General features: G+C 72.9%; 30 protein-coding genes. 16 read left to right on the top strand and 14 right to left on the bottom strand.

What is annotated here, in order from left to right:
* The first annotated feature begins 20 nt into the window (after positions 1–20).
* Genes idi through GJR97_RS01405 form a run of 9 tightly spaced genes read left to right on the top strand, consistent with a single transcriptional unit; the run spans position 21 to position 6,431 of the window.
* Positions 21–563, top strand: a complete 543-nt coding sequence (gene idi, locus GJR97_RS01445; protein ID WP_154344776.1) for an isopentenyl-diphosphate Delta-isomerase — start codon at positions 21–23, stop codon at positions 561–563.
* Complete coding sequence (locus tag GJR97_RS01440; RefSeq protein WP_324612978.1) at positions 556–1,602, top strand: polyprenyl synthetase family protein; 1,047 nt, start codon at positions 556–558, stop codon at positions 1,600–1,602. The genes idi and GJR97_RS01440 overlap by 8 nt, the downstream gene beginning before the upstream one ends.
* A complete protein-coding gene (locus GJR97_RS01435; protein ID WP_154344775.1) occupies positions 1,599–2,504 on the top strand; it encodes a phytoene/squalene synthase family protein in 906 nt (301 codons plus the stop codon). Before GJR97_RS01440 ends, GJR97_RS01435 begins: the two co-directional genes overlap by 4 nt.
* Complete coding sequence (crtI, locus tag GJR97_RS01430) at positions 2,501–4,117, top strand: phytoene desaturase family protein (protein WP_154344774.1); 1,617 nt, start codon at positions 2,501–2,503, stop codon at positions 4,115–4,117. Before GJR97_RS01435 ends, crtI begins: the two co-directional genes overlap by 4 nt.
* On the top strand, positions 4,114–4,470 hold the full coding sequence (locus tag GJR97_RS01425; RefSeq protein ID WP_154344773.1) for a lycopene cyclase domain-containing protein: 357 nt from the start codon (positions 4,114–4,116) through the stop codon (positions 4,468–4,470). The genes crtI and GJR97_RS01425 overlap by 4 nt, the downstream gene beginning before the upstream one ends.
* Positions 4,467–4,793: a lycopene cyclase domain-containing protein gene (locus GJR97_RS01420; RefSeq protein ID WP_154344772.1), complete on the top strand. Its 327-nt coding sequence runs from the start codon at positions 4,467–4,469 to the stop codon at positions 4,791–4,793. Before GJR97_RS01425 ends, GJR97_RS01420 begins: the two co-directional genes overlap by 4 nt.
* Complete coding sequence (locus GJR97_RS01415; protein WP_154344771.1) at positions 4,790–5,692, top strand: prenyltransferase; 903 nt, start codon at positions 4,790–4,792, stop codon at positions 5,690–5,692. Before GJR97_RS01420 ends, GJR97_RS01415 begins: the two co-directional genes overlap by 4 nt.
* 40 nt (positions 5,693–5,732) lie before the next feature.
* Complete coding sequence (locus GJR97_RS01410) at positions 5,733–6,104, top strand: RNA-binding S4 domain-containing protein (RefSeq protein ID WP_154344770.1); 372 nt, start codon at positions 5,733–5,735, stop codon at positions 6,102–6,104.
* A 36-nt stretch (positions 6,105–6,140) separates the two neighbouring features.
* Positions 6,141–6,431 carry a GNAT family N-acetyltransferase gene (locus GJR97_RS01405; RefSeq protein WP_324612976.1) on the top strand — a complete coding sequence of 97 codons (291 nt, stop codon included), beginning with the start codon at positions 6,141–6,143 and terminating at the stop codon, positions 6,429–6,431.
* 45 nt (positions 6,432–6,476) lie between these two features.
* Here the strand turns inward: GJR97_RS01405 and GJR97_RS17810 are convergent, their stop codons facing one another.
* Positions 6,477–7,316 carry an aggregation-promoting factor C-terminal-like domain-containing protein gene (locus GJR97_RS17810; RefSeq protein WP_195760581.1) on the bottom strand — a complete coding sequence of 280 codons (840 nt, stop codon included), beginning with the start codon at positions 7,314–7,316 and terminating at the stop codon, positions 6,477–6,479.
* A gap of 170 nt (positions 7,317–7,486) precedes the next feature.
* Between GJR97_RS17810 and GJR97_RS01395 the strand changes: the two genes are divergently transcribed.
* A complete protein-coding gene (locus GJR97_RS01395; RefSeq protein WP_154344769.1) occupies positions 7,487–7,891 on the top strand; it encodes a YchJ family protein in 405 nt (134 codons plus the stop codon).
* 128 nt (positions 7,892–8,019) lie between these two features.
* Positions 8,020–8,724 (top strand): GTP pyrophosphokinase, encoded by a 705-nt coding sequence (locus tag GJR97_RS01390; protein WP_154344902.1) that lies wholly within the window; start codon positions 8,020–8,022, stop codon positions 8,722–8,724.
* Between the two features lie 3 nt (positions 8,725–8,727).
* Here GJR97_RS01390 and ligD read toward each other — a convergent pair whose 3' ends face one another.
* The 3 genes from ligD to GJR97_RS01375 are packed head-to-tail and all read right to left on the bottom strand — an operon-like array spanning position 8,728 to position 10,639.
* On the bottom strand, positions 8,728–9,756 hold the full coding sequence (gene ligD, locus GJR97_RS01385; protein WP_154344768.1) for a non-homologous end-joining DNA ligase: 1,029 nt from the start codon (positions 9,754–9,756) through the stop codon (positions 8,728–8,730).
* Positions 9,757–9,792: 36 nt separating this feature from the next.
* Positions 9,793–10,071 carry a DUF2277 domain-containing protein gene (locus GJR97_RS01380; RefSeq protein ID WP_129235046.1) on the bottom strand — a complete coding sequence of 93 codons (279 nt, stop codon included), beginning with the start codon at positions 10,069–10,071 and terminating at the stop codon, positions 9,793–9,795.
* A 10-nt stretch (positions 10,072–10,081) separates the two neighbouring features.
* Complete coding sequence (locus GJR97_RS01375) at positions 10,082–10,639, bottom strand: nitroreductase family deazaflavin-dependent oxidoreductase (protein WP_324612975.1); 558 nt, start codon at positions 10,637–10,639, stop codon at positions 10,082–10,084.
* A gap of 155 nt (positions 10,640–10,794) precedes the next feature.
* Here GJR97_RS01375 and GJR97_RS01370 point away from each other — a divergent pair, with 155 nt between their 5' ends.
* Positions 10,795–10,956 (top strand): hypothetical protein, encoded by a 162-nt coding sequence (locus tag GJR97_RS01370; RefSeq protein ID WP_154344766.1) that lies wholly within the window; start codon positions 10,795–10,797, stop codon positions 10,954–10,956.
* A gap of 29 nt (positions 10,957–10,985) precedes the next feature.
* Here GJR97_RS01370 and GJR97_RS01365 read toward each other — a convergent pair whose 3' ends face one another.
* From GJR97_RS01365 to GJR97_RS01355, 3 genes are read right to left on the bottom strand one after another with little or no spacing between them, the layout of a single operon-like run.
* On the bottom strand, positions 10,986–12,041 hold the full coding sequence (locus tag GJR97_RS01365) for a YihY/virulence factor BrkB family protein (protein ID WP_154344765.1): 1,056 nt from the start codon (positions 12,039–12,041) through the stop codon (positions 10,986–10,988).
* Positions 12,042–12,072: 31 nt separating this feature from the next.
* Positions 12,073–13,341: an AI-2E family transporter gene (locus tag GJR97_RS01360; protein WP_229275901.1), complete on the bottom strand. Its 1,269-nt coding sequence runs from the start codon at positions 13,339–13,341 to the stop codon at positions 12,073–12,075.
* Positions 13,342–13,395: 54 nt separating this feature from the next.
* The gene (locus GJR97_RS01355) at positions 13,396–14,361 is read right to left on the bottom strand and encodes a DMT family transporter (protein ID WP_154344764.1); all 966 of its coding nucleotides are present in this window, start codon (positions 14,359–14,361) and stop codon (positions 13,396–13,398) included.
* Positions 14,362–14,401: 40 nt separating this feature from the next.
* Between GJR97_RS01355 and GJR97_RS01350 the strand changes: the two genes are divergently transcribed.
* Positions 14,402–14,920 carry a MarR family winged helix-turn-helix transcriptional regulator gene (locus GJR97_RS01350; RefSeq protein WP_154344763.1) on the top strand — a complete coding sequence of 173 codons (519 nt, stop codon included), beginning with the start codon at positions 14,402–14,404 and terminating at the stop codon, positions 14,918–14,920.
* A gap of 30 nt (positions 14,921–14,950) precedes the next feature.
* Here the strand turns inward: GJR97_RS01350 and GJR97_RS17995 are convergent, their stop codons facing one another.
* From GJR97_RS17995 to GJR97_RS01330, 4 genes are all read right to left on the bottom strand, one after another.
* Positions 14,951–15,880 (bottom strand): aggregation-promoting factor C-terminal-like domain-containing protein, encoded by a 930-nt coding sequence (locus tag GJR97_RS17995; protein WP_229275900.1) that lies wholly within the window; start codon positions 15,878–15,880, stop codon positions 14,951–14,953.
* A gap of 185 nt (positions 15,881–16,065) precedes the next feature.
* The gene (locus GJR97_RS17990) at positions 16,066–16,233 is read right to left on the bottom strand and encodes a hypothetical protein (RefSeq protein WP_229275899.1); all 168 of its coding nucleotides are present in this window, start codon (positions 16,231–16,233) and stop codon (positions 16,066–16,068) included.
* A 163-nt stretch (positions 16,234–16,396) separates the two neighbouring features.
* Complete coding sequence (locus GJR97_RS01335) at positions 16,397–18,055, bottom strand: SulP family inorganic anion transporter (RefSeq protein WP_324612974.1); 1,659 nt, start codon at positions 18,053–18,055, stop codon at positions 16,397–16,399.
* Positions 18,052–18,486, bottom strand: coding sequence for an ArsR/SmtB family transcription factor (locus tag GJR97_RS01330; RefSeq protein WP_154344761.1), 435 nt, complete (start codon positions 18,484–18,486; stop codon positions 18,052–18,054). Before GJR97_RS01330 ends, GJR97_RS01335 begins: the two co-directional genes overlap by 4 nt.
* A gap of 155 nt (positions 18,487–18,641) precedes the next feature.
* Here GJR97_RS01330 and GJR97_RS01325 point away from each other — a divergent pair, with 155 nt between their 5' ends.
* The gene (locus tag GJR97_RS01325; protein WP_154344760.1) at positions 18,642–20,150 is read left to right on the top strand and encodes a hypothetical protein; all 1,509 of its coding nucleotides are present in this window, start codon (positions 18,642–18,644) and stop codon (positions 20,148–20,150) included.
* Positions 20,151–20,167: 17 nt separating this feature from the next.
* Here GJR97_RS01325 and GJR97_RS01320 read toward each other — a convergent pair whose 3' ends face one another.
* Together GJR97_RS01320 and lepB are read right to left on the bottom strand one after the other, a co-directional pair.
* Positions 20,168–20,749: a mismatch-specific DNA-glycosylase gene (locus GJR97_RS01320; RefSeq protein WP_154344759.1), complete on the bottom strand. Its 582-nt coding sequence runs from the start codon at positions 20,747–20,749 to the stop codon at positions 20,168–20,170.
* A 65-nt stretch (positions 20,750–20,814) separates the two neighbouring features.
* Positions 20,815–21,330 carry a signal peptidase I gene (lepB, locus tag GJR97_RS18645; protein WP_195760580.1) on the bottom strand — a complete coding sequence of 172 codons (516 nt, stop codon included), beginning with the start codon at positions 21,328–21,330 and terminating at the stop codon, positions 20,815–20,817.
* A 325-nt stretch (positions 21,331–21,655) separates the two neighbouring features.
* Between lepB and GJR97_RS01310 the strand changes: the two genes are divergently transcribed.
* Complete coding sequence (locus GJR97_RS01310; protein WP_154344757.1) at positions 21,656–23,209, top strand: carboxylesterase/lipase family protein; 1,554 nt, start codon at positions 21,656–21,658, stop codon at positions 23,207–23,209.
* Positions 23,206–24,021 (top strand): 2-oxo acid dehydrogenase subunit E2, encoded by an 816-nt coding sequence (locus GJR97_RS18640; RefSeq protein ID WP_195760579.1) that lies wholly within the window; start codon positions 23,206–23,208, stop codon positions 24,019–24,021. Before GJR97_RS01310 ends, GJR97_RS18640 begins: the two co-directional genes overlap by 4 nt.
* Before the next feature lie 18 nt (positions 24,022–24,039).
* Here GJR97_RS18640 and GJR97_RS01300 read toward each other — a convergent pair whose 3' ends face one another.
* Positions 24,040–24,879: an NUDIX hydrolase gene (locus GJR97_RS01300; RefSeq protein ID WP_154344755.1), complete on the bottom strand. Its 840-nt coding sequence runs from the start codon at positions 24,877–24,879 to the stop codon at positions 24,040–24,042.
* Between the last annotated feature and the right edge of the window lie 196 nt (positions 24,880–25,075).

Genomic DNA, 25,075 nt, shown 5'->3' with positions numbered 1-25,075 from the left:
CACCGGACGAGGAGGCCACCATGAACCGCACGACCGAGACCGTCGAGGACGAGGTGGTCCTGCTCGACGAGTCGGGCACGCCCATCGGCCGAGCTCCGAAGAGCGCCGCGCACGGACCGGACACCGCCCTGCACCTCGCATTCTCGTGCCACATCGTCAACCCGATCGGCGAGGTGCTCATCACCCGCCGCGCCGTGACGAAGCAGACTTGGCCCGGGGTCTGGACGAACTCGTTCTGCGGCCACCCGAAGCCGGCCGAGCCGCTGCTGCACGCCGTGCGTCGGCGCGCCGACTTCGAGCTCGGGCTCGAGCTGGACACCGTCGAGCTCGCACTGCCGCTGTTCCGCTATCGCGCGACCGACGCCAACGGCATCGTCGAGAACGAGGTGTGCCCCGTCTACCTCGCGACCGCGGCGGGCGAGCCCGACCCGAATCCGCGCGAGGTCGCCGAGTACCGCTGGGTCGACCCGCGGGCTCTGGCCACCGCGGTGGGCGCGGCGCCGTGGGCGTTCAGCCCGTGGCTCGTGCTGCAGGCCAAGGAGCTGGAGCTCTTCCGTGCCTGAACTGCTCGATTCCGCCATCGATGAGGAACTCCGCCGGTTCTTCGCCGAAGCGCGGGAGCGGGCGGGCGAGTACGGCAGCCACTACACGGCGTTGTGGGAGTCGATCGAGCAGCAGAGCTCGGGGGGCAAGCGCGTCCGACCGCGACTGGTGTGGGCGGCGTATCGCGGCTTCGGCGGGTCGGAGCGAGCGCTCGTCACTCGCGTGGCCCTCGCGTTCGAACTGCTCCACACGGCGTTCCTGATCCACGACGACCTGATCGATCGCGACACGGTTCGACGGGGCGCGCCGAACGTCGCCGGACGATTCGCGGCGCGCGCCCGGGCCCTCGGCGGCGATGCGCGGACGGGCGAGGTGTGGGCGGCGACCGCGTCCGTGCTCGCCGGCGACCTGGCGCTCAGCCGCGCGCATCGCGAGCTCGCGATGCTGCCGGTCGATCGGGCGTGCCGCGAGTCGCTGCTCGACATCCTCGACCGCGCCGTGTTCGTCTCCGCCGCCGGGGAGCTCGCCGACGTGGTGTCGTCCCTCGACGGATCGACCCCGGCGCTCGAGGGCGTGCTCGCGACGCTCGAGCAGAAGACCGCCGTGTACTCGTTCGAGGCGCCGCTCGCGGCCGGCGCCGTGCTCGCGGGCGCACCCGACTCCGCCGTGGCCGCGCTCTGCCGGTTCGGCCGGCTCGCCGGGGTCGCATTCCAGATCGCCGACGACGTCCTCGGCGTCTTCGGCGACCCCGGGGTGACGGGCAAGTCGGCCTCGGCCGATCTCCGCGAGGGCAAGCGGACGGCGCTCATCGCGCACGCGGCGACCACGCCGTCGTGGCCGGGCATCCGGGACCGGCTGGGCGACCCGTCGCTCGACGACGCGTCGGCCGAGGGCCTCCGCGAGGAGCTCCGCGCCTGCGGCGCGCTCGACGCGGCCCTCGCGCTCGCGCACGAGCACGTCACGCTCGCCCGGTACGAGCTCGACGCCGCAGACCTGCCGCAGGCGCTCCGCACCGAGCTCGGCGAGTTCGCGCAGCGCGCGACGGAGCGGGTGCGATGAGCCGGAGGCACGACCCGACGCTCCTCGAGCGCTACGCGGACGCCGCCGAGGCGAGCTCCGCGACGGTCATCGCGCGCTACTCGACCTCGTTCGGCGCGGCGGCGCGGCTCCTCGAGCCCGAGTCCCGTCGCCGGATCAGGTCGGTGTACGCGCTCGTCCGCGTCGCGGACGAGGTCGTCGACGGCGCGGCCGCCGAGGCCGGGCTCACCCTGGACGAGCAGTTGGAGGTCCTCGACGGGCTCGAGGCGGAGACGGAACGCGCGATGGCGCGCGGGTACTCCGCGAACCTCGTGGTGCACGCATTCGCGCAGGTGGCCCGCGAGACCGGGTTCGGCACCGAGCTCACGCGGCCCTTCTTCGCCTCGATGCGGCGCGACCTCGATCCCGCGCCCTTCACACCGGAGGAGATCGGTCCGTACATCCACGGCTCGGCCGAGGTCGTCGGGCTGATGTGCCTGGCGACCTTCCTCGCCGCCGACGCGCACGGTTCCATCGAGGCGGCGGATCCCGACCGACGGGCGCGCCTCGAGCGAGGGGCGGTCCACCTCGGTGCCGCATTCCAGAAGATCAACTTCCTCCGGGACCTCGCCGTCGACTGGCGGACCCTCGGCAGGAACTACTTCCCCGGCGTGGATCCGGACGCCTTCACCGAGGCCGACAAGACGGCGATCCTCGACGACATCGACCGGGACCTCGCGATCGCCCGGGATGCCCTGCCCGAGCTGCCGAGGCGCGCCCGGAGCGCGGTCGCTGCGGCTCACGGCCTCTTCGCGAGCCTGTCGGCGCGATGCCGAACCACGCCCGCCGCGGAGATCATCGCGACGCGCATCCGCGTCCCGGACGGCGAGAAGCTCGCGATCGCCGTCCGTTCAGTACTCACCACCGGAGGGAATCGACGATGATCGGGGAGTCCGAGCGGATCGTGGTGATCGGCGGCGGGATCGCGGGGCTCGCGGTCTCAGCGCTCCTGGCCAGGGACGGTCACCGCGTCACCCTCCTGGAGGCGCGCGACGAACTCGGCGGGCGGGCCGGAAGCTGGTCGAGCCGCGGGTTCCGATTCGACACCGGACCCTCCTGGTACCTGATGCCGGAGGTGTTCGACCACTTCTTCCGCCTGTTCGGAACCACCGCCGCCGCCGAGCTCGACCTCGTGCAACTCGATCCCGGGTACCGCGTCTGGGCCGACGGCCATCCGGAACCGCTCGACGTCCAGACGACCCGCGCCGAGAACGTCGCGCTGTTCGAGTCCATCGAGCCCGGCGCCGGAGCCGCCCTCGAGCGCTACCTCGACTCCGCGGCATCCGCGTACGACATCGCCCGCCGGCGATTCCTGTACACGAACTTCGACGATCCCCGCTCGCTGCTCTCCGGCGAGGTCCTCCGGCAGTCGGGACGGTTCGCATCACTGCTCACGACGTCCCTCGAGCGTTTCACGGCGCGCGCCGTGCACGACCGTCGCCTGCGGCAGGTGCTCGGGTATCCGGCGGTGTTCCTCGGCTCGTCGCCCGATGCGACCCCCGCCCTGTACCACCTGATGAGCCACATGGACCTCGAGCAGGGCGTGTTCTACCCGCGCGGCGGGTTCTCCGAACTCATCGAGCGCATCGCCGCGATCGCCGTCGCGGCCGGCGTCGACATCGTGACCGGTGCTCGCGTCGAGTCGATCGAGCTGTCGTCGGGCGGGGCCAGGCCTGCGGTCGCCGGCGCGCGCTTCCGCACCGCTTCGGGGCGCAGCGTCGTCGCCCCGGCGCACCGGATCGTCTCGGCGGCGGACCTGCACCACACCGAGACCGAACTGCTCCCCCGCCACGCGCAGACGTACCCGGAGACCTGGTGGCGCCGTCGCAACCCGGGTCCCGGTGCGGTGCTCGCCATGCTCGGCATCCGCGGGCAGGTGCCGGGCCTCGCGCACCACACGCTCTTCTTCACCGAGGACTGGCACGCGAACTTCGGCGCGATCTTCGGATCCGATCCCCACGTGCCCGACCCCGCGTCGTTCTACGTGTGCAGCCCGAGTGCGACGGATGCCTCGGTCGCGCCGGCCGGCGACACCAACCTGTTCGTGCTGGTGCCGGTGCCTGCCGACACCGCGATCGGACGCGGCGGCGAGGACGGGACGGGCGATCGGCTGGTCGAGGAGACCGCCGACCGCGCCATCCGCCGCATCGCCGAGATGTCGGGTCTCGACGACCTCGACGACCGCATCGTCGTCCGCCGCACCGTGGGACCCGCGGACTTCGCGGACGACCTCAACTCGTGGCAGGGCGGCGCCCTCGGCCCAGCGCACACGCTCCGGCAGTCGGCCTTCCTCCGCGGGACGAACCGGTCCCGCCGCGTGGACGGGCTGTACTACGCCGGTGGATCCTCCGCGCCGGGCATCGGCCTGCCGATGTGCCTGATCAGCGCTGAGAACGTGCTGAAGCGCGTGCGAGGGGATCGGTCGTCCGGGCCGATCGAGGAGCCCGCGGGCACGGGCGAGCGTGAACCCGCCGACCCGAGCACGACCGTCGCATGACGGCATTCGCCTACCTCGCCGGCCTGCTCGTCGTGATCGGATGCATGGCGCTCATCGACGCCCGCTGGCGCCTCGTGTTCTGGCGCGCGCCGATCGCCGCCACGGTGTCCGTCGTCGCGGGCGTCGCGTTCTTCCTCGTGTGGGACGCGGCGGGAATCGCCACCGGGGTCTTCTTCCGCGGCGGGTCCGACATCGTGACGGGGATCGAACTGGCCCCGGAACTCCCGCTCGAGGAGCCGGTCTTCCTCGTCTTCCTCTGCTACCTCACGCTCGTGCTCGTGCTCGGCGGCGAGCGCGTCCTGGCCGCACGCGGACGACGGGTCGCCGCCCCGGGACGGGAGGACCTCCGATGACCTACCTGCTCATCAGCATCCCGTTCCTCGCCGTCGCCGCGATCACGGCGTGGGCGGTGCGGCCGCGGGAGCGCACCGCATTCCGGCGGCGCGCGATCGCCACCGCGGTCGCCGCTGCCGTGCTCCTCGTGCTCACGGCCGTCTTCGACTCCCTCATCGTCGGGACCGGGATCGTCGCGTACGACGACGCGCACCGATCGGGCCTGGCCGTCGGGCTCGCGCCGATCGAGGACTTCCTCTACCCGGTCGCCGGGGTGCTGCTGCTGCCCGCCGTGTGGAGCATCCTCACGCGCCGCGACCGCACGGCGAGGACCGACGCATGAGTGCGGCGGAGACGCGCGGCGGCCTCGGGCACCGGGCCGGCCAGGTCCTGCTCTCGTCACGGCCGATCAGCTGGATCAACACCGCCTTCCCGTTCGCGGCCGCATACGTCCTGACGACCGGCCGCGTCGACGCACTGCTGGTCGTCGGCACCCTGTTCTTCCTGGTGCCGTACAACCTGCTGATGTACGGCGTGAACGACGTGTTCGACTACGAATCCGACCTGCGGAACCCGCGGAAGGGCGGCGCAGAGGGCGCGCTGCTCGACCCGAGCCTGCACCGCACCGTGGTGTGGGCGGGCATCGCGACCGCGGCCCCGCTCGTGGCGGTCATGCTCTGGCTCGGCGGGACGGATGAGCCCTGGTCGTGGCTCGTGCTGGCGATCAGCCTGTTCGCGGTGTTCGCGTACTCGGTGCCGGGACTCCGGTTCAAGGAGCGCCCGGTGCTCGATTCGGTCACCTCGAGCACGCACTTCGCGAGCCCGGCGGTCTACGGCCTCGCAGTCGCCGGTGCGGACTTCACCTGGCCGCTCGTCGCGCTGCTGGCGGCGTTCTTCTTCTGGGGGATGGCGAGCCACGCGTTCGGCGCGGTGCAGGACGTCGTCCCGGATCGCGAGGCCGGCATCGCCTCGATCGCGACGGCGTTCGGCGCCGCGGCGACCGTGCGGATCGCACTCGGCCTCTGGGCGGCGGCGGGGCTGCTGATGCTCGCCACCGAGTGGCCCGGGCCGCTCGCCTCGGTGCTCGTGCTCCCCTACCTGTGGGCGGCGTGGCCGTACCGCTCGGTGACGGATGCCGCATCCGGCGCGTCGAACCGCGGCTGGCGTCACTTCATCCTCATCAACTACGTCGTGGGCTTCCTCGTCACGATGCTGATGATCTGGTGGGCGCTGGTGCGCTGACCGCGCGGTCCCACGCGCGCACCCGTCCTAGGCTTGGAGGATGGCGGAGCTCGACTCGGCGCGCGTGGACGCGTGGCTGTGGGCGGTCCGGGTGTGCAAGACGCGCTCGGCCGCGACGTCGGCGTGCCGCGCCGGCCACGTGCGCGTGAACGGCGAGCGGGCGAAGGCGGCGCAGCCGGTACGGCCTGGCGACGAGGTCCGCGTCCGGCTGCACGGGTTCGACCGGATCCTCATCGTGCGCCGGCCGATCGTGAAGCGCGTGTCGGCAGAGCTCGCGGCCGCCGCGGCCGATGACCGGACGCCGGCGCCGCCGCCTCGCGAGGCCGTGGCATCCGTGCCCCTGCGGGACCGAGGCGCCGGGCGACCGACCAAGCGCGAGCGACGCGACCTCGACCGTCTCCGGGGTCGCTGACCGTCGAAGCGCTCGCCCGGGCGTAGCCTTGGGCGGGTGAAGGAACTCGTTCACGAACCCGAACTCCGCCGGTACCTGCTCCGCATCGACGGAAAGGTCGCGAGCGCGCTGGACTACCGCGAACTCGGCGACACCGTCGCGTTCGTGCGGACCTTCACGAATCCGCCGTACCGCGGCTGCGGCCTCGCGGCCGAGCTCGTGCAGTTCGCGGTCGACGACGTCGAGGCCCGTTCCAGCCTCCGGATCGTCCCGAGCTGCTGGTACGTGGAGCAGTGGTTCGACCGGCATCCGAATCGACGCGCCCTGCTGGACCCGCGGACGGCATGAGCCGCCGACCCTGACGAATCGGCGGCTCACGGGAGGCGGGGTCGCTCAGTACCAGTTGAGGGACTGCGAGTGGCCCCACGCGGCGCACGGGCTTCCGTAGCCCCGGGCGATGTAGTCGAGGCCCCATGCGATCTGGGTCGCCGCGTTGGTGCGCCAGTCGGCGCCGGCCGTCGCGAGCTTCTCGGCGGGCCAGGCCTGGACGATGCCGTACGCACCGCTCGACGCGTTCACGGCCTGGTAGTTCCAGCCGGACTCCTTGGTCCAGAGCTGCACGAGGCACTGGAACTCGGCCTCGCCCCAGCCGTACTGGGACGCGGCCATGGCGCGCGCGGTCTGCTTGGCGCCCTCCGGAGTGTTCGCCCGTGCGAGCGCCTCGGCCTCCTCGCGCTCGGCGACCTCGCGGTCGTGCGCCTTCGCGGCCTCGTCCGCCTTGCGGATCTCCGCGCGAGTCGAGATCGTGAGGTCGCGGACCTCGTCCAGGGGAAGCGCCTCGTAGTCGCCGAGGGTGGCGACCGAGGAGGCGAGCGGCTCGACGTCGACCTTGCCCTCGACGTCCGAGAGCGTGTCCTCCGCGAGGGTGAGCGTGTCCTGCGCCTCGGCGTGCACCTTCGCCTGGGCGACGCCGGCGTAGGCGCCGAGCTGCTCCGCTGCGAGACCGGTGGACTCGGTGAGCGCGGTGGTCTCCGCGACGCGCTGCGCGGCGAGCGTCGAGTTGACGGTGAGCCCGGTGCCCGCGACCGCGCCGACGGCGACGAGCGCTCCGGCGAGGACGAGGCGGCGACGGCGGCCGACGCGGTCGCGGCGCGCGGCACGGCGGCTCGCGGCCTCGGTCCGGAAGGGGGTGGTCCCGGTGGGGGCAGGCGTGATCGAGTGTGAAGACTGCATAGGCATGGAGTGGCTCGGATCCTGGGGGTCGGTGGCCCTCCGAGCTGGGGCATGGACGGGCCCGAGCCGACGGCCCGGGCGCACGAATCCCCTACTCTGCACGGGTTTCCTGAACGAACCCTCGACTTCTGCTGGGCAGAGCATGACCGTGCTGCGCGAGACTGGAGTCCATGGAGCCCGACCGGACGTTCGCGACGCCGACCGACGATGCCCGCTGCCCGTGCGGAAGCGGGGGCACCTACGGCGACTGCTGCGGCCCGCTCCTCGCCGGCGGCGCTGCGCCGACGGCGGTGCAGCTCATGCGATCGCGTTACACCGCCTTCGTCGTCGGCGACGCGGCGTACCTGCTCGCCACGTGGCATCCGTCGACCAGGCCCGAGCGACTGGACCTCGACCCGGAGCTCCGCTGGCGGTCGCTCGAGATCGTGCGCACCGAGCGCGGCGGTCCGCTCGACCGGGAGGGCGTCGTCGAGTTCGCCGCGCGGTACGCGCACGGCGCCGAGCGAGGCGTTCAGCGCGAGTCGAGCCGATTCGTCCGCGAGGACCGCTGGCGCTACCTCGACGCCGTCGACTGAGCCTCGGGCGGACCGGGCGCATGGCCGATCCATCGATCCCGCTGAGGGAACACCGAGGTTCGCACCGTAGCGTTGCCTGCGTGACGCCGCTCGACGGAACCCCGCCAGCCCGCCCCGCCCGGCAGCCGATGCTGACCGACCGGGCGCAGCGGACACTCGACACGATCGACGGGCAGACCCTCGAGGAGATGCGCACCCTCCGCGACGAGACCGAGCGCTTCATGCAGCGGTACAAGTTCGGCATGGACGAGGTCATCACCAAGCTCTCGATCCTCCGCGAGGAGTTCAGCCAGGCCCACGCCTACAACCCGATCGAGCACATCTCGAGCCGCGTGAAGAGCCTCGACAGCGTGATCGACAAGATGCGCCGCAAGGGCATCGAGCCCTCGTTCGACGCGATCCGGTCGACGATCACCGACATCGCCGGCGTCCGCGTGACGTGCAGCTTCGTCTCGGATGCGTACCGGATCGCCGAACTCCTCACCGCGCAGCAGGACGTGCGGGTCCTCAAGGTCAAGGACTACATCGCGGAACCGAAGGCCAACGGCTACCAGAGCCTCCACCTGATCGTCGAAGTCCCGGTGTTCCTCTCGACGGGAGCCCACCCGGTCGCCGTCGAGGTGCAGATCCGCACGATCGCGATGGACTTCTGGGCGAGCCTCGAGCACAAGATCTACTACAAGTTCGACCGCCGGGTGCCGGATGAACTGCTCGACCAGCTGACCGACGCCGCGCGCACCGCGGCAGAGCTCGACGCGCGCATGGAGCGGCTGCACCGCGAGGTGCACGGCCAGCCGCCGCCCGCCCGCGGTGCGCTCACCACCGAGGTCTGAGGCTCACTCGGCGTCGGGCTTGCGCGCCCGACTGGGCTGCACGCGCGTCGGCTCCCCCGGCATCTTGGGGAAGTCGGGCGGGAACGGCAGTTCGCCGAGCCCGTCGGCGAGGTCGCGCCGCCACCAGTCGAGCAGCGTGTCGATGCGGCCCGGTGCGGCGTGCATCGTCGCCCACGGGTCGCCGTGGTCGGCGAGCCGATCGGGGACCGAACGCACCGTGAACGCCGCCGGCTCGGCGCCCTCGAGCTCGTCCCACTCGAGCGGACACGAGACCGACGCGCCCGGCAGCGCCCGCGGGCTGTAGGCACCGGCCATGGTCCGGTCGCGATTGGCCTGGTTGAAATCGACGAAGATGCGCTCGCCGCGCTCCTCCTTCCACCACGCCGTCGTGATGCGGTCGGGCATGCGGCGTTCGAGCTCGCGCCCGAGCGCGATGACCGCGTGCCGCACGTCGAGGAACTCGTGCACGGGCTCGATGGGTGCGAAGACGTGGATGCCGCGGTTCCCGGAGGTCTTCACGAACCCCGTCAGGCCGGCCTCCTCGAGCAGGTCGCGCAACGCGAACGCGGCGGGAACCGCCTCGGCGAAGCCCGTGCCGGGTTGCGGGTCGAGGTCGACCCGCAACTGGTCGGGCAGGTCGGGCGTCCCCGCGCGGGACGCCCAGGGGTGGAACACGACGGTGTTCATCTGCGCGGCCCAGACGGCGCCGGCGGGTTCGTCGATGACGAGCTGCGGATGGCTGCGGCCGCTCGGGTACGTCACCATCACGTCGCGCATCCACTCGGGCGCGCCCTTCGGGGGGTTCTTCGAGAAGAACGACTCACCGCCGATCCCGTCGCGGAAGCGCTCGAGCGAAACGGGGCGATCGCCGTTCGCCGCGACGAACGCCTCGCCGACGGCGATGAAGTACCGTGCGAGCTCGAGCTTGGTGATCCCCGCTTCGGGCCAGACCACGCGTTCGGGGCTGGAGACCCGTACGACGCGCGCGCCGTGGGGTCCGTCGATCTCGAGGGTCGTCGCGTCGCGGGCCATGACGGCGACGCTACCGCGCTCCCCCGACGTCGTCGCTCACGCGCCCGCCGTGGCGTAGCGTTGCGCCGCGCGGGCGCGGGCCTTCGCCGCCTCGACCTCGCGGTCCTTCGGCGGCGCCGAGGTCACCAGGTGGTCGAGCAGGTGCTGCGTGACGTGCGCGATCTCCTCGACCGCCTCGTCGAAGGCGGCCTGGTTGGCCTTCGACGGGTGCGTCGAGCCGCTGACCTTCCGGACGTACTGGAGCGCGGCGGCCCGGACCTCGTCGCTCGTCGCGGCGGGTTCGAAGTTGTGGAGGGTTCGGATGTTCCTGCACATGCGGTGCAGCCTAATCCGAGGCGGATGACGCGTCGAGGGGTCCGTCGACGGCGCGGGCGGACGCGAGGGGCGGGGCCTCGGACTCGGCGACCGGTCGCAGGACGAACAGCCGCACGACGCGACCGGAGTCGCGTTCGTACCCGCGATAGCCGGGCCACTGCGCCTCGATCCGAGCCCATGCGGCGTCGCGTTCGGCGGCCGGGACGCGAGTCGCGCGGACCCTGAGCGTCCGGTCGCGCACCGTGATCCACGCGTCGGGGTTCGCGATCAGGTTGTACGTCCAACCCGGATGGCGGTCGCGCGCGAAGCTCGTGCCCGCCACGATGGCGCGTCCGCGCCCGTCGGGCGTGTACATCAGGTGCACGTGTCGCGGGGCGCCGGTGCGCGCACCGACGCTGTGCAGGACGAGCGACGGCACGAGCAGCGACGCGAGCTGGAGGCGGCCCCCGCTGAGCGCCCCGAGGACCGCCTCGATCGGCGGGAGGATCACTGGGCCGACCAGGCGGAACAGCCGGGTCCGGGTGAGCGGCGCGACGACGGCACGGGTGAGCTGGAGGACGGACGGCACGCGACCAGTGTGGCGTGCGCCCCCCGGTGGCGCCAGAGTCGCTACGCCCCCGGCGAGCGGACGTCAATCCCCTGCCGCCCGATGAGTGCCCTGCCTAGCGTGGGGGCGTCCATCCGACCGGCTGGACGAGGCTCCACCCGAACAGGAGGGCGATCATGGCCGAACGCGTGCCGCACGATCCCGCGGAAGGCGAGTACACCGACTCGGAACTGCCGCTCGACGCCGAGCTGCCGAAGGACGAGGAGGCCGACGACGTGGTCGTCGTCGAGGAGGTCGAGGTGATCGAGGTCGATCGCGATCCGGGCACGAACCCCTAGCCCGAAGGGGTCGGCCGAACGGCTCGTCGTCAGCGTCGTCCGCGGGCGGCCGGGTCGGTCACCCCGGGCAGCGCGTCGCGGGCGGCGGCCACCTCGGCCGCGGCATCCGCCGCCCGACGCTCGGCGCGCTTCAGGCGGCGCAGCGCCATCGACGTCGCACCGTACCGGGCCGCGACCCGATCGTGCTCCTCGTCGACGCCCGTGACGATGTAGGCGCTCGCGATGAGCACCACCTGGCTCGACAGGTTGAGCCAGATCAGCAGCGCGATCAGCGATCCGAACGAGGCGAGCAGCGGGTTGCTCGTCGCGCCGCCGACGAACAGGCTCGACAGCAGTTGGAGCACCGTCAGCCCGGCGCCGCCCAGGAGCGATCCCGCCCACAGCGCTCGGGCGCTCGGGCGGAGTCCGGCGAGCAGTCGGAACAGCCCGGCGATGACCGCGGTGTCGATCGCGAAGGCGACGAGGACCGAGAGCGTGCGCGAGCCGGCGTCGAGCAGGACGCCGCCGAACGGTCGACCGAGCCATCCGACGATCGCGTCGAGCGCACCGGTTCCGACCACCGTGACGGCCGCACCCGCGATGAGGAGTCCCCCGAAGCCGATCGCGATCAGGAGATCGCGGATCAGCTGCCAGAGGAAGAAGCCGGCGTCGTCGGGGCGGCCCGCCAGCTGTCGCAGCGCGATCCGGAGCGAGCGGATCGCGCCGATCGCGGCGCCGACGACGCCGATGAGGGCCAGCGTTCCCGCGATGCTCAGGGTGATGGGCTGGATCAGGGTCTCCGGGTCGATCACCGCCCCCTCGCCGATGAGACCGGGGATGACCCCGCTCACGGTGGCCACGATCGCGTCGATCGCGTCGGGGTTGCCCGCGAGCCAGATGCCCGCGACCGCGAAGCCGAGGAAGGTGCCCGCGAAGACCGAGAAGAGCGTCCGATAGGTGACGCTGTCGGCGAGCATCGCCCCGTGCTGCTCCTGGTAGAGCAGGAACGCCCGTGCGGGCTTGGTGCTGAGCACCCACTGCACGACTCGCGTGACCCGTTCGCGGATTCCGCCCCCGGCGGCCGCCTCCCCCGTCTGCTCGCTCATCCCGTCAGGCTAGCGAGCGCACCTCGGCCGATCACGGCCTTGACGCGCGAGCCGCCCGTCCTCGCGGCGGACGCACGGCGCGATCGGCCTTCGCCTGGGCGCGCGCCTGGGCGGACAGGTCCGCAGCGATCCCCTTCGTCTCCTCGACGTCGCCCGTCGCCGGCCGCCACCAGGCGAGCGTGGGATCCGCGTCGAGCAGGACCGAGCGGACGAGGAGCGTCAGCGGCACCGCGAGCACCGCGCCGATCGGCCCGATCACGAGCGCCCAGAACAGCACGGAGACGAACGTGATCGTCTCGCTCAGCCGGACCGCGCCGCCGACGACCTTGGGCTGCACGATCGACTGCACGACCGCGTTCACGACGCCGTACACGAGCAGGACCGCGATGAACACCGGCCACCCGCCCGAGAGGAACCCGAAGACGAGCGGCGGCACGATCGCGATGAAGTACCCGATGTTCGGGATGAAGCTGCAGATGAACGACAGGACGCCCCAGAGCAGCGCCCCGGGCACTTGGAGCACGAGCAGGGCGATCCAGTTCAGCACGCCCTGCGCGGCGCCGAGGGCGGTCGTGACGACCATGTACCGCCGCACGTTCCGCGTGTACAGCACGAGCGCGTCGACGAGCGCGGCGCGGCGCGAGCGCAGCTGCGAGAGGATGGCCGGCGCGTAGGTGCCGTCCATGGCCATGAGGATCAGCAGCGTGAGGATCACGACCAGCGAGAACGTGATGCCGGCGACCCCGCCGAGCACCGCGGTCACGACGTCGATGATGCGCGACGGCTCGAGCCCGTCGACGATGGCCTGCGCCTGCTGCGCACCGATGCCGAGTCCCTCGAGCGCATCGCCGATGTTGGCCGCCGCCGCCTGGATCTGCGGCGTGTACTCGGGCAGCAGCGTCGTGAACTGCGCCAGCGCGAACACGAGGGTGACCACGAACCCGGCGAGCAGGGCGAAGACCGCGACGATCGCGCCCCCGGTGGCGAGCCCGACGGGGACGCCTCGCCTGACCAGGCCGAGCCGCACGGGATGGACGCAGATCGTGAGGACCAGCGCGAGGAACGCAGGTGCCACCACGGATCGGGCGGCCGCGAGGCCGAACATGACGACGACCGCACCCGCGAAGCCGAGCAGGATGATGCTCGCGCGGGGCAGGGCGACCGAAGGGCGGGCGACCGACGCCGCGGCCTCAGCATCCGGGGCCGCTGCCGAGGCCGGGGTCGAATCCCGGGCCGGGTCCGGGGCAGGGTTCGTCCCGGAGGGGGAAGCGGTCTTCCGACGCCACCAGCCGCGAGCCATGATCTCCCCGATCCGCCGCCGCCGGGGCATCCGGCGCGGCACCTGCGGCGCACGCTAGCAGTCGGCGGCCAGCGGCGATGGGACTTCGGTCCGGTGCCCGCGTGCGAATCGCGGGCTCGCGACCGGCCGGAGCGACCGGCGTCGGCGCCGTTCGCGCGCCCATGCGATCGCACGCCGGGCGGCAGGCTGCCCCATGACGATGCCGACGAGCACGATCGCGAGACCGGCGACCTGCCAGCCTCCGAGTCGCTCGCCCGCGACGAGCACGCCGAGCAGCACGCCGGCGACCGGGTTGAGCAGCCCCACCAGGCCGACCGTTCCGGCAGGCAGGCGCGCGAGACCGGCGAACCAGGCCACGAAGGCGACCGCCGTCGCGATCAGGCTCACGTACGCGAACGCGAGCAGGCCGTGGACGTCCAGGGTCGGCGGCCCTCCCTCCACGACGAGGGCGGCGGGGAGCAGGAGCAGGCCGCCGGCGAGCAGCTGCCACGACGTGACCGAGAGCACGTCCGTGCCCTCGCGCCAGCGCTTGGCGAGGATGTACCCGAGCGACGAGAGTGCCATCGCGAGGACGGATGCGGCGATGCCGACGGGCGCGGGGGCCACGCCCTCACCGGCGAGCAGGAGGGCGACTCCGACGATGCCGAGGCCGGCGCCGACGAGCGGCACGAGCCGGAGCCGCTCACCGGCGAACAACCATGCGAGGAGCATCATCGCGGCGGGCGAGGTCGCCATGATCGTCGAGGCGAGGCTCGTCGGCAGCAGTTGCGCGACGAGGTAGATGAGCGCGAAGAACACGCCGACGTTGAGCGTGCCGAGGATGGCGGCCCGCCACCACCACGCTCCCCTGGGCAGCCTCGGTCGGACGGCGAGCAGCAGCAGGCCGGCCGGAAGCGCGCGGAGGACCGCACCCCAGAGCGGGGCATCGGGCGGGAGGAACTCCCGCGTGACCCAGTAGGTGCTCCCCCATGCGATCGGCGCGATCGCCGTCACGAGTACCCAACGCCAAGTAGTTTCCATGGAAGACAGTATAGCTTCCATGGAAGATATACTGGTGCGCATGACGACGGATGCCGCTGGCGACCGCGTCGCCCGCATCATGCGCGAATGGCGCCGCGAGCGACCCGACCTCGATGTCTCACCGCAGGGCGTGATCGGCCGCCTGCACCGACTCGCGAACGCGCTCACCGACGAACTGGTCGCCGTCTACGACCGGTTCGAGCTCTCCGAGGGCGAGTTCGACGTGCTCGCCACGCTTCGCCGGGCGGGCGACCCGTTCGAACGGACCCCGAGCGATCTCGCCGCCTCGACGATGGTCACGAGCGGTGCGGTCACCAAGCGGGTCGACCGGCTCGTCGGCCGCGGACTCGTCACGCGGCGCGCGAGCGACGTCGACGGCCGAGGCCGCGTCATCGCGTTGACGCCGGCCGGTCGCGAGCTCATCGACGAGGTCATGACCGCCCACATGGCGAACGAGCACCGCCTGCTCGCGGCGATCGACGCCGGCGAGCAGGCGGTGCTCGAGCGGGTGCTCACCCGGTGGTTGTCGACGTTCGAGTCGTCGACCGCAGGCGGGTGAACCCGGACCGGTCCGGTCCGGGGCGCTGGATCAGTACCAGCCGACGGACACCGAGTGCGACCAGGCGCCGCACGGCGTCCCGTAGCGACCCGCGATGTAGCCGAGGCCCCAGGTGATCTGCGTCGAGGCGCTCGTCGCCCAGTCGGCGCCGGCGGTCGACATCTTCGAGCCCGGCAGGGCCTGCGGGATCCCGTAAGCGCCGCTCGAGGGGTTCTGGGCGTAGACGTTCCAGCCCGACTCCTTGTTCCACAGGTCGACGAGGCAGCCGAACTGGTCCGAGCCCCAGCCGTACATCGACGCCATGAGGTCGCGGGCGATCGCCTGCGCGCCGCTGGGGTTCGCGGGGCCGGTCGGGTACGACGGAGCGGCAGTGGAGGCCGACTGCTCGGCGGCCGCGGCCTCCGCTGCGGCCTTCTCGGCCGCGGCCTTCTCGGCAGCAGCCTTCTCGGCTGCGGCCTTCTCGGCGGCCTTCTTGTCGAACTCCGTGACCTTCGCCGTCACCTCGTCGACCTTCTCGGCCGTGAGGCTCGCGAGCTCGAACACGCGCTCGGGGGCCAGGTAGGTGTAGTGGTCGAGGGTCGCGACGGTCGAGGCGAGCTCGGAGGCATCCGCCTTGCCCTTCGCCTTGGCGATGGTGTCGTCGGCGGCCCTCAGCGTGTCCTCGGCCGTCTTCACGGCGTGCGCCTCGAGCAGGCCGCCGGCCGCGTCGAGCTGGTCGATCCCGCGATCGGCGCCCTCCGCGAGGGCGGCGGTCTCGGCGACGCGACGCTCCTGGTCGGCGACGGCCGACTGGACCGCGAAGCCGGAGCCCACGAGCGCGCCCACGGCGACGACCGCGCCGGACGCGATCCAGGCCGCTCGGCGGTTGCGGCGGGTGCGACGGACGCGGGCGCGCGTCGCGTCGACGGTCTCGTCCGAGGTGGTCAGGGTGGTGCTGGGGGAACTGTTCTGGTTTCGCATGAAGTCTCTGGCGGCGCTCGAGGTGCTGTCCTCGCGCGCCGCGGTTCTCGTCTCGGTGCATGAAATGGGGGGCTCGCCGCGGCGAAGTCGCCAGTCTGCACACCCTTTCTCCACGAGTCGTGCCCGTTCCCTGTGAAAGTCATCCGAACTGTCGACGGAACCTCATGTCCGTGGAAGGGGGATCCTCACCCGTCGACGTGCGTGAAATCCGGGTATCCCTGCCATTCGCCGGGCCCGTGCGAGCGAACGAACGCCTCGTGCACGCGCTCGCACGCGCCCCGCAGCGTGGTGCCCCAGCCCAGCACCCGTCCGTCGAACTCGGCTCGGTAGCGCACCGCTCCGTCGAGGCGCACGATGTCGACCCGGCCGTACTCGCGGCCGAGCGAGTCGACGAGCCGCCACCGTCCCGGTTCGGGTTCGTCGGCGGCGAGGATCGGATGCCAGCTGGCCAGTGGTGCTCCCTCCCGAGCGCCCCGGCCGGCGTGCCTCGATCGTACGTCGGCCCGCCCCCGGGCGTCACATCGCGGCGGACGCCCGGTGCACGTGGCTGCGTGCGTGCGCGACCGCGCCCGGCAGCTCGTCGAACAGGTGGTTGCGGTGCCGCAGCGAGTCGACGACGCCGACGCGACGCGCGAGCTCCAGGTGCCGCGCCTGGATGCCCTTCACGAGGACGGTCACGCCGCGTCGCTCGAGGGCCTGGACCAGTTCGGTGATGACCTGCGCGCCGGTCGCGTCGAGGATCTGGAGCTGCGACATCCGGATGATGACGACGTCGACGTCGCGCATCGCGCCGACGCGCTCGAGCATGCGCTCGGCCGCCCCGAAGAAGAGCGCGCCCTCCAGGCGGAACAGCGCGACCCGCTCGTCGCCGACCTCGGCCGGCCCGGGAAGCTCCTCGCGGTGCACGCCGCTCGATCGGGCGAGCGCCCGCAGCGCCAGGAACGCCGCGACCGCGATGCCGACGAGCACCGCCGTGATGAGGTCCACGCTCACGGTGATGACGGCCGTCGCGATGAACACCACCGCATCCGCCCGCGTCGACCCGACGACCGAGCGCACGGTGGCGACCGAGATCATGCGCGTCGCCGTGACCATGAGCACTCCGGCGAGCGCCGCGAGCGGAATGGATGCCACCACCGACGCGCCGACCGCGACGATCGACGCGAGCAGCACCGCGTGCACGATCGCGGCGAGCCTCGTCCGACCGCCCGTACGCACGTTCACGGCGGTCCGCGCGATCGCGCCGGTGGCCGGCATGCCGCCGAACAGCGCGGACGCGATCGAGGCGAGCCCCTGTCCGACGAGCTCTCGGTCGGCATCGTAGGGACCGGTGTCGGAGATGGACGCCGCGACCCGCGCCGAGAGCAGGGACTCGATCGCGGCGAGCGCGGCGACCGTCGCCGCCGGGAGCGCGAGCGCGGCGAGGGTCGCGGGGTCGAACGCGGGCAGGGTCGGCGCCGGGAGCCCGCTGGGCAGGGCTCCGATCGTCGCGACGGGGATCCCCGTGAGCACCACGACCACCGCGACGACGACGATGGCCACGATCGACCCCGGCACGAGGGGGTGGATCCGCGGCGCGAGGAGCATGATCGCGGCGACCGTCACGACGACGGCGAGCGACCACGCCGCGTCGGGCCAGGTCGCCGCGACGATCGCGTCGACGGTGCCGACGATCGCATTCGCGCCCTCGGTGGCGGGCACGCCGAGGGCCGCCGGCACCTGCTGCAGGAAGATGATCACGGCGATCCCGAGCGTGAACCCCTCGATGACGGGCCAGGGGATGAAGGTCACCGCGCGGCCCAGCCGGAGGACGCCGGCCACGAGCACGATCGCGCCCGCCAGCAGCCCGACGATCGCGAGCGCACCGACGCCGTGCGTCGCGATGATCGGCGCCAGGACCACGACCATCGCGCCCGTCGGCCCGGAGACCTGCACGTTCGAACCGCCGAACACCGCCGCGACGACGCCCGCGACGATCGCCGTGACGAGGCCGCTCGCAGCGCCGGCGCCGGAGCTCACGCCGAATGCCAGTGCGAGGGGCAGCGCGACGATCCCCACGGTGATGCCGGCGACGAGGTCGCTCCGCCAGCTTCGACGCACGTCGCGGTAGTCCGCGACGGCGGGCAGCAGGGAACGGATGCCGCGCACGGCGCGCTGCGCGATCGGCGCCGTCACGGTCGGCCCGCCGGCCCGGTCGATGCCGGCGAGGCCGACCGGAGCGGGATGTCGGGCAGCCCGGCCTGCTCGACGAGCTGGCGCTCGGTGGTCTGGAGGATCTCGCCGAGCAGCGCGCGCGCGACGCGGAGGAGGTCGGCGACCTGGGGGTACGCGAGCCGGTACGACACCTGGTTCCCGCGGCGCTCCGCGGTCACGAGCCGGTAGTTCCGGAGCACCGCGAGGTGCTGGGAGAGGTGGGACGCCTCGAGCCCGGTGGCGTCGAGCAGTTCGGACACCGGCGTCTCGACATCTGGCGCCGCCGCGAGCACCTCGAGCACGCGCACGCGCAGGGGGTGCGCGAGGCCCTTGAACAGGTTGGCCTTGACCTCGTAGAGCGGGCGGCTGGCGTCGGTGAACACTGGGGCTCCTCCATGGATTGATGGATCCATCAATCCATTATGCGCCTCCTGCGTCCGGCCTCCCGACCGGCGACCGACACGGTTCCGACCGAACGGACACCGGGCGCGCGCGGACCGCTAGGGTCGTGCGCAGCGATGCCCGCTCGGGCGCCGTGTTCGCGCATCGAGGAGGCCAGGAGGAGACCGTGACCGAGGCCGCCCGAGCGACCGCGACGCGTCGTGATTCGACCACGGTCGCGATCGTCGCCGTCGGAGTCGCAGCGCTCGTCATCCGGGCCGCCGCCTTCGCCTATCCGGATGCACTCCTCTGGATGCGCGAGAACGACGACGGCGTGATGTTCGCGGGCGCCCTCTCGATGCTCCACGGGAGACTCCCCTACGCCGACTTCGGATACGTCCACCCACCGGGTTCGCTGCTGCTCCTCCTTCCCTTCGCTGCATTCGGGGACGTCGCGAACGAAGCGGTCGGCCTCGCCGGGGCCAGGTTGCTCACCGTCGCGGTCGGCGCCGCGAACACCGTGCTCATCGGGGTCCTGCTCAGGCGGTTCGGCGTCGCCGCGGTGCTGGTCGGCGGCGGGCTCTACGCCACGTGGGGCATGGCGGTGGCGACGGAGCGCACGTACCTGCTCGAGCCGTACCTCAACCTCGGACTCCTCATCGCCCTCCTCGCCGTGACGAGCGGCAGGCGGTTCGCCCCGATCGTCGCGGGTGCGGCGCTCGGGGTCGTGCTCATGGTGAAGCTCTGGGCGGTGATCGACGTCGTCGTCATCGGCTGGATGACCTGGAGCCGGCTCGGCCGCGGCGCGGCATCGCGCTACCTGGTCGCCGGTGCGATCGTCGCGGCGGGCATCGGCCTGCCGTTCCTCCTCGCCGACCCGTCGGCGATGTGGGAATCCACCGTCAGCTCGCAGCTCGGGCGCGCCGGGAACGACGTCGACCTCGCGGAGCGGGCGGACTACCTCTCCCCCTACTTCGCGTTCCCCGCGATCCGCGACGCGATCCCGACGGCCGCCTCGGCGGCGGGCGTCCTGATCGCGCTCGCGATCGCGGCCCTGCCGCTCCTCAGCGCGCTCGGGCGGCGGACGCGGCCGGGCGCGTGGCCGCCGGAGGCCTGGTGGGCGATCGTGACGCTCGCGCACGCGGTCGCGCTCGCGGCATCCGGCGTCTCGTTCTACCACTACGCCGCATGGCTCATGGCACCGCTGGCCCTGTCGCTCGGTGCGGCCGTCGGCCGACTCCGGCGAGCGCGGGCTCGCCGCATCGTGGCCGCGGGCGCCCTCGGCGTGATCGGGCTCATGGCCGTGGGCGACCTCGTGGTCATCGGCCCGCGGCCGGAGGCATCCGTCGTGGCCGGTTGGGCGGCCGACCACGACTGCGTGGCGGGCATGCCGTCGGTCCTGGTCGTCGCGGACCACGTGGGCGCGAACCTCGATGCCGGATGCACGATGGACGTCGACCCGCTGAGCCTCTCGCTGACGCTCCCCGACTCCGGGAGGCTCACTCGCGATCGCTTCCTCGCCTCCTCGGAGTGGCAGGACCGGTGGTGGTCCTACCTCGAGGACGCCGATGGCGCGGCGCTGGATCCCGACGAGCTCGACTGGCTCGATCCCGCGCACCGCGATGAGTTCGAGCGCGACTTCGCAGTGGTGGAGCGAATCGGCGGGCTCGAGCTCTGGAGCCGGCAGGCAGACTGACCACTCGGCCGGTCGACTCAGGCCGATTCCCGCGTGAGCGGAATGCCGGCCGCCCTGGCCGGTTCGGCGTACGCACGCGCGAGGTCGTCGACGGTCGCGTGCGCGTTCAGGCCGCTCGGGTTGGGCACGACCCACAGCTCGGCGCCGCCGAGCACCTCGTCCTGCTTCCCCGCCCGAGCCTTCGGCCGATCGAAGCCCAGACGGTAGGCCGTCACCCCGACGATCGCGACGACGGCGGCACCCCAGCGTTCGACGTCCCGCTCGAGCCGCAGCGCGCCCGCGCGCAGTTCGGCGCGGCCGAGCTCGTCGGCCCGCGCGGTGGCCCGATGCACGAGGTTCGAGATGCCGATGCCCTCCTCGAGGAGCATCCGCCGGTCGGCGTCGTCGAGGCCCGCCGCGAAGTCCGGCAGGCGCGGGATGATCCCGGCTGCGACGAGCGCGGGGTAGAAGCGGTTGCCGGGGTGCGCGAAGTGGCTGCCGGTCGCGGCCGTCCACAGCCCCGGGTTGATGCCGACGAACACGAGCTTCGGATGCTCGGGCATCAGGTCGTCGACGGCGGCGTCGCGGAAGGACTCGAGCTCGGACCGGGTGAATCCCATGCACCGATCATGCACCTGCCGGGAAGGTCCTGCGGCGAGCCCGACCGATCGGCCGACTCGGCGGATCAGCCGCGCACGTGGGTGTCGACGATCGGCCATGGGAAGACCCGGAGCCGGGCGACGCCGAGGATGGTGCTCTCAGCGACGAACGACTGCTGCCACGCCTGCGGGTCGTGCGTGCCCGCACGCTGGTCGCCGAGGACGAACACGCGGTCGCGCGGCACGGCGAACGACCCGCGGAAGCTGCCGGACCGGCGGGCGTACGGCTCGTAGAGCGGTTGGCCGTCGACCGTGATCCGACCGTCCGGGTCGACGACGACGCGTTCGCCGGGCAGGCCGATCACGCGCCGAAGGTCGGGCTCGGCACGGTCGGGGACCCGGTACACGAGGATCTCGCCGCGCCGGAGCCGGTGCGGCCGACGATGGCGGCTCGTGAGGACGACGTCACCGGGTTCGAGCAGCGGTCGCATCGCGTCCGACCGGACGACGGTCGGGAATGCGGCGAACCGATGGAGGAGGACGACGAGGGCGATGAGCGCGAGGAGGGCGATGAGGACGGCCGGGACCGCCGAATCGGTCACGAGACCGCCCCCGAGGTCCGCTCGGTGCAGCGCGACCGGTCGGGCGGGCCGGAATCCGGTGCGGGGGCCCGCACCTCTCGCGACCGCCTGCTGCCCGGACCGACTTCCCGACGCGCGCTCACCACGCTCCCTCCGGCGTCGCGCCCACGGCGGCGCCGTGCGTAGGCTACGGCCGGTCCCACGTCTCGCGCCGCGCCTGTCCACAGCCCGCGGGGCGGACACGGATCGGCCGTCACCGGCGCCGTTCGACGCCCGAGGGTGGGCGAATGGCCGATGAGGGACCTTCGCCCCGCACGGTCCCGACCGGCGGGTGCAGCGTGGGGACATGGACACGGTGGTCAGGACCGACCATGGCGCCGTGCGGGGCAGGATCGTCGACGGCGTGCACGTCTTCCTGGGTGTGCCGTATGCGGCCCCGCCGTTCGGCGCGAACCGCCTGTTGCCTCCCCGGCCGGTCGAGCCGTGGGACGGGGTCCGCGACGCGGGCGCGCTCGGACCGGAACCGCCCCAGGTCGCGCCGCCCGCGACGGGCGGTGCCGAGGCGGGCGCGGCTGAGGACTGGGGTGGGGTCGACGCCGCGTTCGCCGGCCTCGAGCACGCCGCGCCGGCGGAGGACGTGCTGAACCTCAACGTCTGGACGCCCGATCCCGGCGCGGTGCGCCTTCCCGTGATGGTGTGGATCCAGGGTGGCATGTTCGAGCTCAGCTCGACGGCCGCGTACGACGGGAGTCGTTTCGCGCGGGACGGCGTCGTGTGCGTCGTCATCAACTGGCGGCCGGGCGCAGAGGGGTTCCTGGTACTCGAGGACGGCAACGTGAACCGGGGTCTCCTCGATCAGGTCGCGGCACTCGAGTGGGTCCGGGACCGGATCGCGGCGTTCGGCGGGGATCCCGACGACGTGACGGTGTTCGGGGAATCGGCCGGCGCGATGAGCATCGGGACGCTGCTGTCGATGCCGGCGGCCGCCGGGCTGTTCCGGCGGGCGATCCTGCAGAGCGGCGCCGCGCACCACGTGCTGCCGCCGGAGGACGCCGGGCGCGTCGCCGACCTCCTCGCCGAGCGGCTCGGGACATCGCCGACCCGTGCGTCGATCGCGGCGGCCGGCGTGCCGCGCCTGCTCGCCGCGCAGGCCGGACTCAAGGCGGACCTGCTCGCGCACCCCGACCCCGCCCGTTGGGGCATGCCGCTCGTGGCCACCACGATGCCGTGGCAACCCGTCGTCGACGGCGAGGTGGTCCCCGCGGCGCCGATCGACCGGATCGCGGCGGGTGCCGCCCGCGACGTCGACCTGATCGTGGGCACGAACGTCGACGACTGGCGCCTCTGGCTCATGGTGAGCGGCGCGTTCGCGCAGGTCACGGACGAGATCCTCACCGGTCCGGTCGCCCGCTTCGGCTCCCAGTCGCTCGCGGCGTACGACCTTCCGCCTGCGACGTCCCTGCCCGCGTACCGGGAGCGCTACCCGGAAGCGGTTCCGGGCGACCTGCTCGCCTCGGTGCAGACCGACTGGTGGATGCGGATCCCCGCGATACGACTGGCGGACGCGCACGCGGCCGCAGGCGGTCGCACGCGCATGTACGAGTTCGCGTGGCCGTCGCCGGGACTCGGAGCGGTCCACGCCCTCGAGATCCCGTTCGTGTTCGACACGCTCTCCCCTGACGTGCCGCTGTTCGGCCCGATGCTGGGCCCGAATCCGCCGCGACCGCTCGCCGACGCGATGCACGGTGCGTGGGTCGCGTTCGCGAGCTCGGGCGACCCGGGCGAGCAATGGCCGCGGTACGACGCCGAACTACGCGCGACGATGCGCTTCGACGTGGAGTCGCGGGTCGCGGTGGATCCGCGCGCATGGGAGCGCGGCCTGTGGGAGGGCGTCAGGTGACTCCGCGGGGCCGCACGGTCGACGGGTCGGGGTCGGTCGGCGAACGCGGCCGATCGCCCGGCTACACGATCCGCCGCATCCCGTGGGAGCGGCGTCCCGTGCTCGACCGGCTGGCCGGCGCCCGGCGGCGCTTCCTGGTGCACGCGCTGGTCGAGCTCGACGTCGGCGAGGCCGCCGCGCGCCTCGCGGTCGCCGAGCCGCACGTGTCGTGGACCGGGTTCGTGATCGCCTGCCTTGCGCGCGCCGTCGCGGCGCATCCCGATGTCAACGTCCGCCGCGCGGGTGGTCGTGTGCTGGCCTTCGACCACGTCGACATCGGCGCCACGGTCGAGCGGCAGTGGGCGGGTCGGGCGACGCTCGACATCGTCACCGTCCACGACGCCGACCGGGTGTCGCCGGCCGAGATCACGGCACTCCTGCACTCGGTCAAGACCGGTCCGGGCGTGGACCACCGCCCGCGTGGGCCGATGCGCGCCGTCCTCGCGCTGCCCGGGCCGCTCCGGCGCACCGCGATCCGCATCGCCGGGACGTTTCCCGGCGTCGCCGCCGGGTTCGGCCCGGCCGTCGGCGTGACGTCGATCGGCATGTTCTCGCGCAGCTGGGGCTGGGCCGTGCCGCTCGCCCCGCTGACCGTGATCGCGACCGTCGGCGGCGTCGCCGACCGCGCGGTCGTCCGCGACGGACGCGTCGTGGCGCGACGCATGCTCCCGATCACGCTGAGCTTCGACCACGCCCTGATCGACGGCGCTCCCGCGTCCCGGTTCACCGAGACGCTGCGCCGCATGATCGAGAGCGCGTCCGTGCTCGGCTGACGGCGATCGCGGGGCGGCTCACGAGGGCGTGCGAGCGGATGCCTCGGCACGGCGGCGCACGGCACGGAGCATCCGTCGCGTCGCCGCCCGATGCAGGCCGAGTCCCATGAGCATCGTCCGGTACGCGGTGCCACGCATGCCGGGGAACACGGCCCTCGTCTCCGCGCGGAGCCGACTCCGATCGGGCGCGAGCTCGTCGATGCGGAACAGGAGCTCGTAGTCGGAGAACCGGTGCCGCCCCGCGAGTGCGAGGCGGTCGGGCGGTTCGGCGGCGACCACGTGGAAGCCCGGGACGACCGCGCCGGGCTTCGGCATCGCGGGCCCGCCCATCGAGGTGTCCTCGGCGCCGAGCAGACGCGCGAACCGGCCGGATGCCGCGTGCGCGAGCAGCTCGCCGAGGGCGCCCCACACGGCGTCGCGGCCGGCCGCGACCTCGACCGCGTGCTCGTCCACGTGCGGCAGGGGGTCCACGACCCCGGCCTGGCGGAGGTAGGTGACGAGGTGGGTCGTGAGTCGCACGCGGTGCAGCTCACCGGGATCGAACCATCGCGCGTCGGCCGCATCGTCGCCGGCCTCCAGCGTGCCGCCCACGACCGTCGCGGCGAAGTCGTGGATGTCGAACTGCCGCCCATCCGCCGTCGGCAGCCGCAGGCTCCACAGTTCGCGGCCCACGGCGACGCGCAGCCCGGTCTCCTCGAGCACCTCGCGCGCCGCGGCATCCGCGAGCGACTCGCCCGGCTCGAGGCGCCCGCCGGGAACCGACCACCGGCCGCGCTGCGGCGCCGACCCGCGCCTGACGAGCAGCACGCGCCCGTCGTCGTCGGTGATCACGGCACCGGCCGCCGGCACGACGTCCATGGCCTCACGATACGGCTGCGGATCCGCCCGAAACGCGGAAGTCCCGGCAGATCGCTCGATCTGCCGGGACTTCCTTCGGTCGGGCTGACAGGATTTGAACCTGCGACCCCTTGACCCCCAGATGAACCCGGCGCTTCCGTGAGCGTCCGCCGAGGTCCACCAACATCCGCCAACTCGCCCGGATTTCCGGGGCAGA

The organism is Agromyces kandeliae (assembly GCF_009674665.1).
Classification (GTDB): Bacteria; Actinomycetota; Actinomycetes; order Actinomycetales; family Microbacteriaceae; genus Agromyces; species Agromyces kandeliae.
This window is presented reverse-complemented; position numbering and strand designations above follow the sequence as displayed.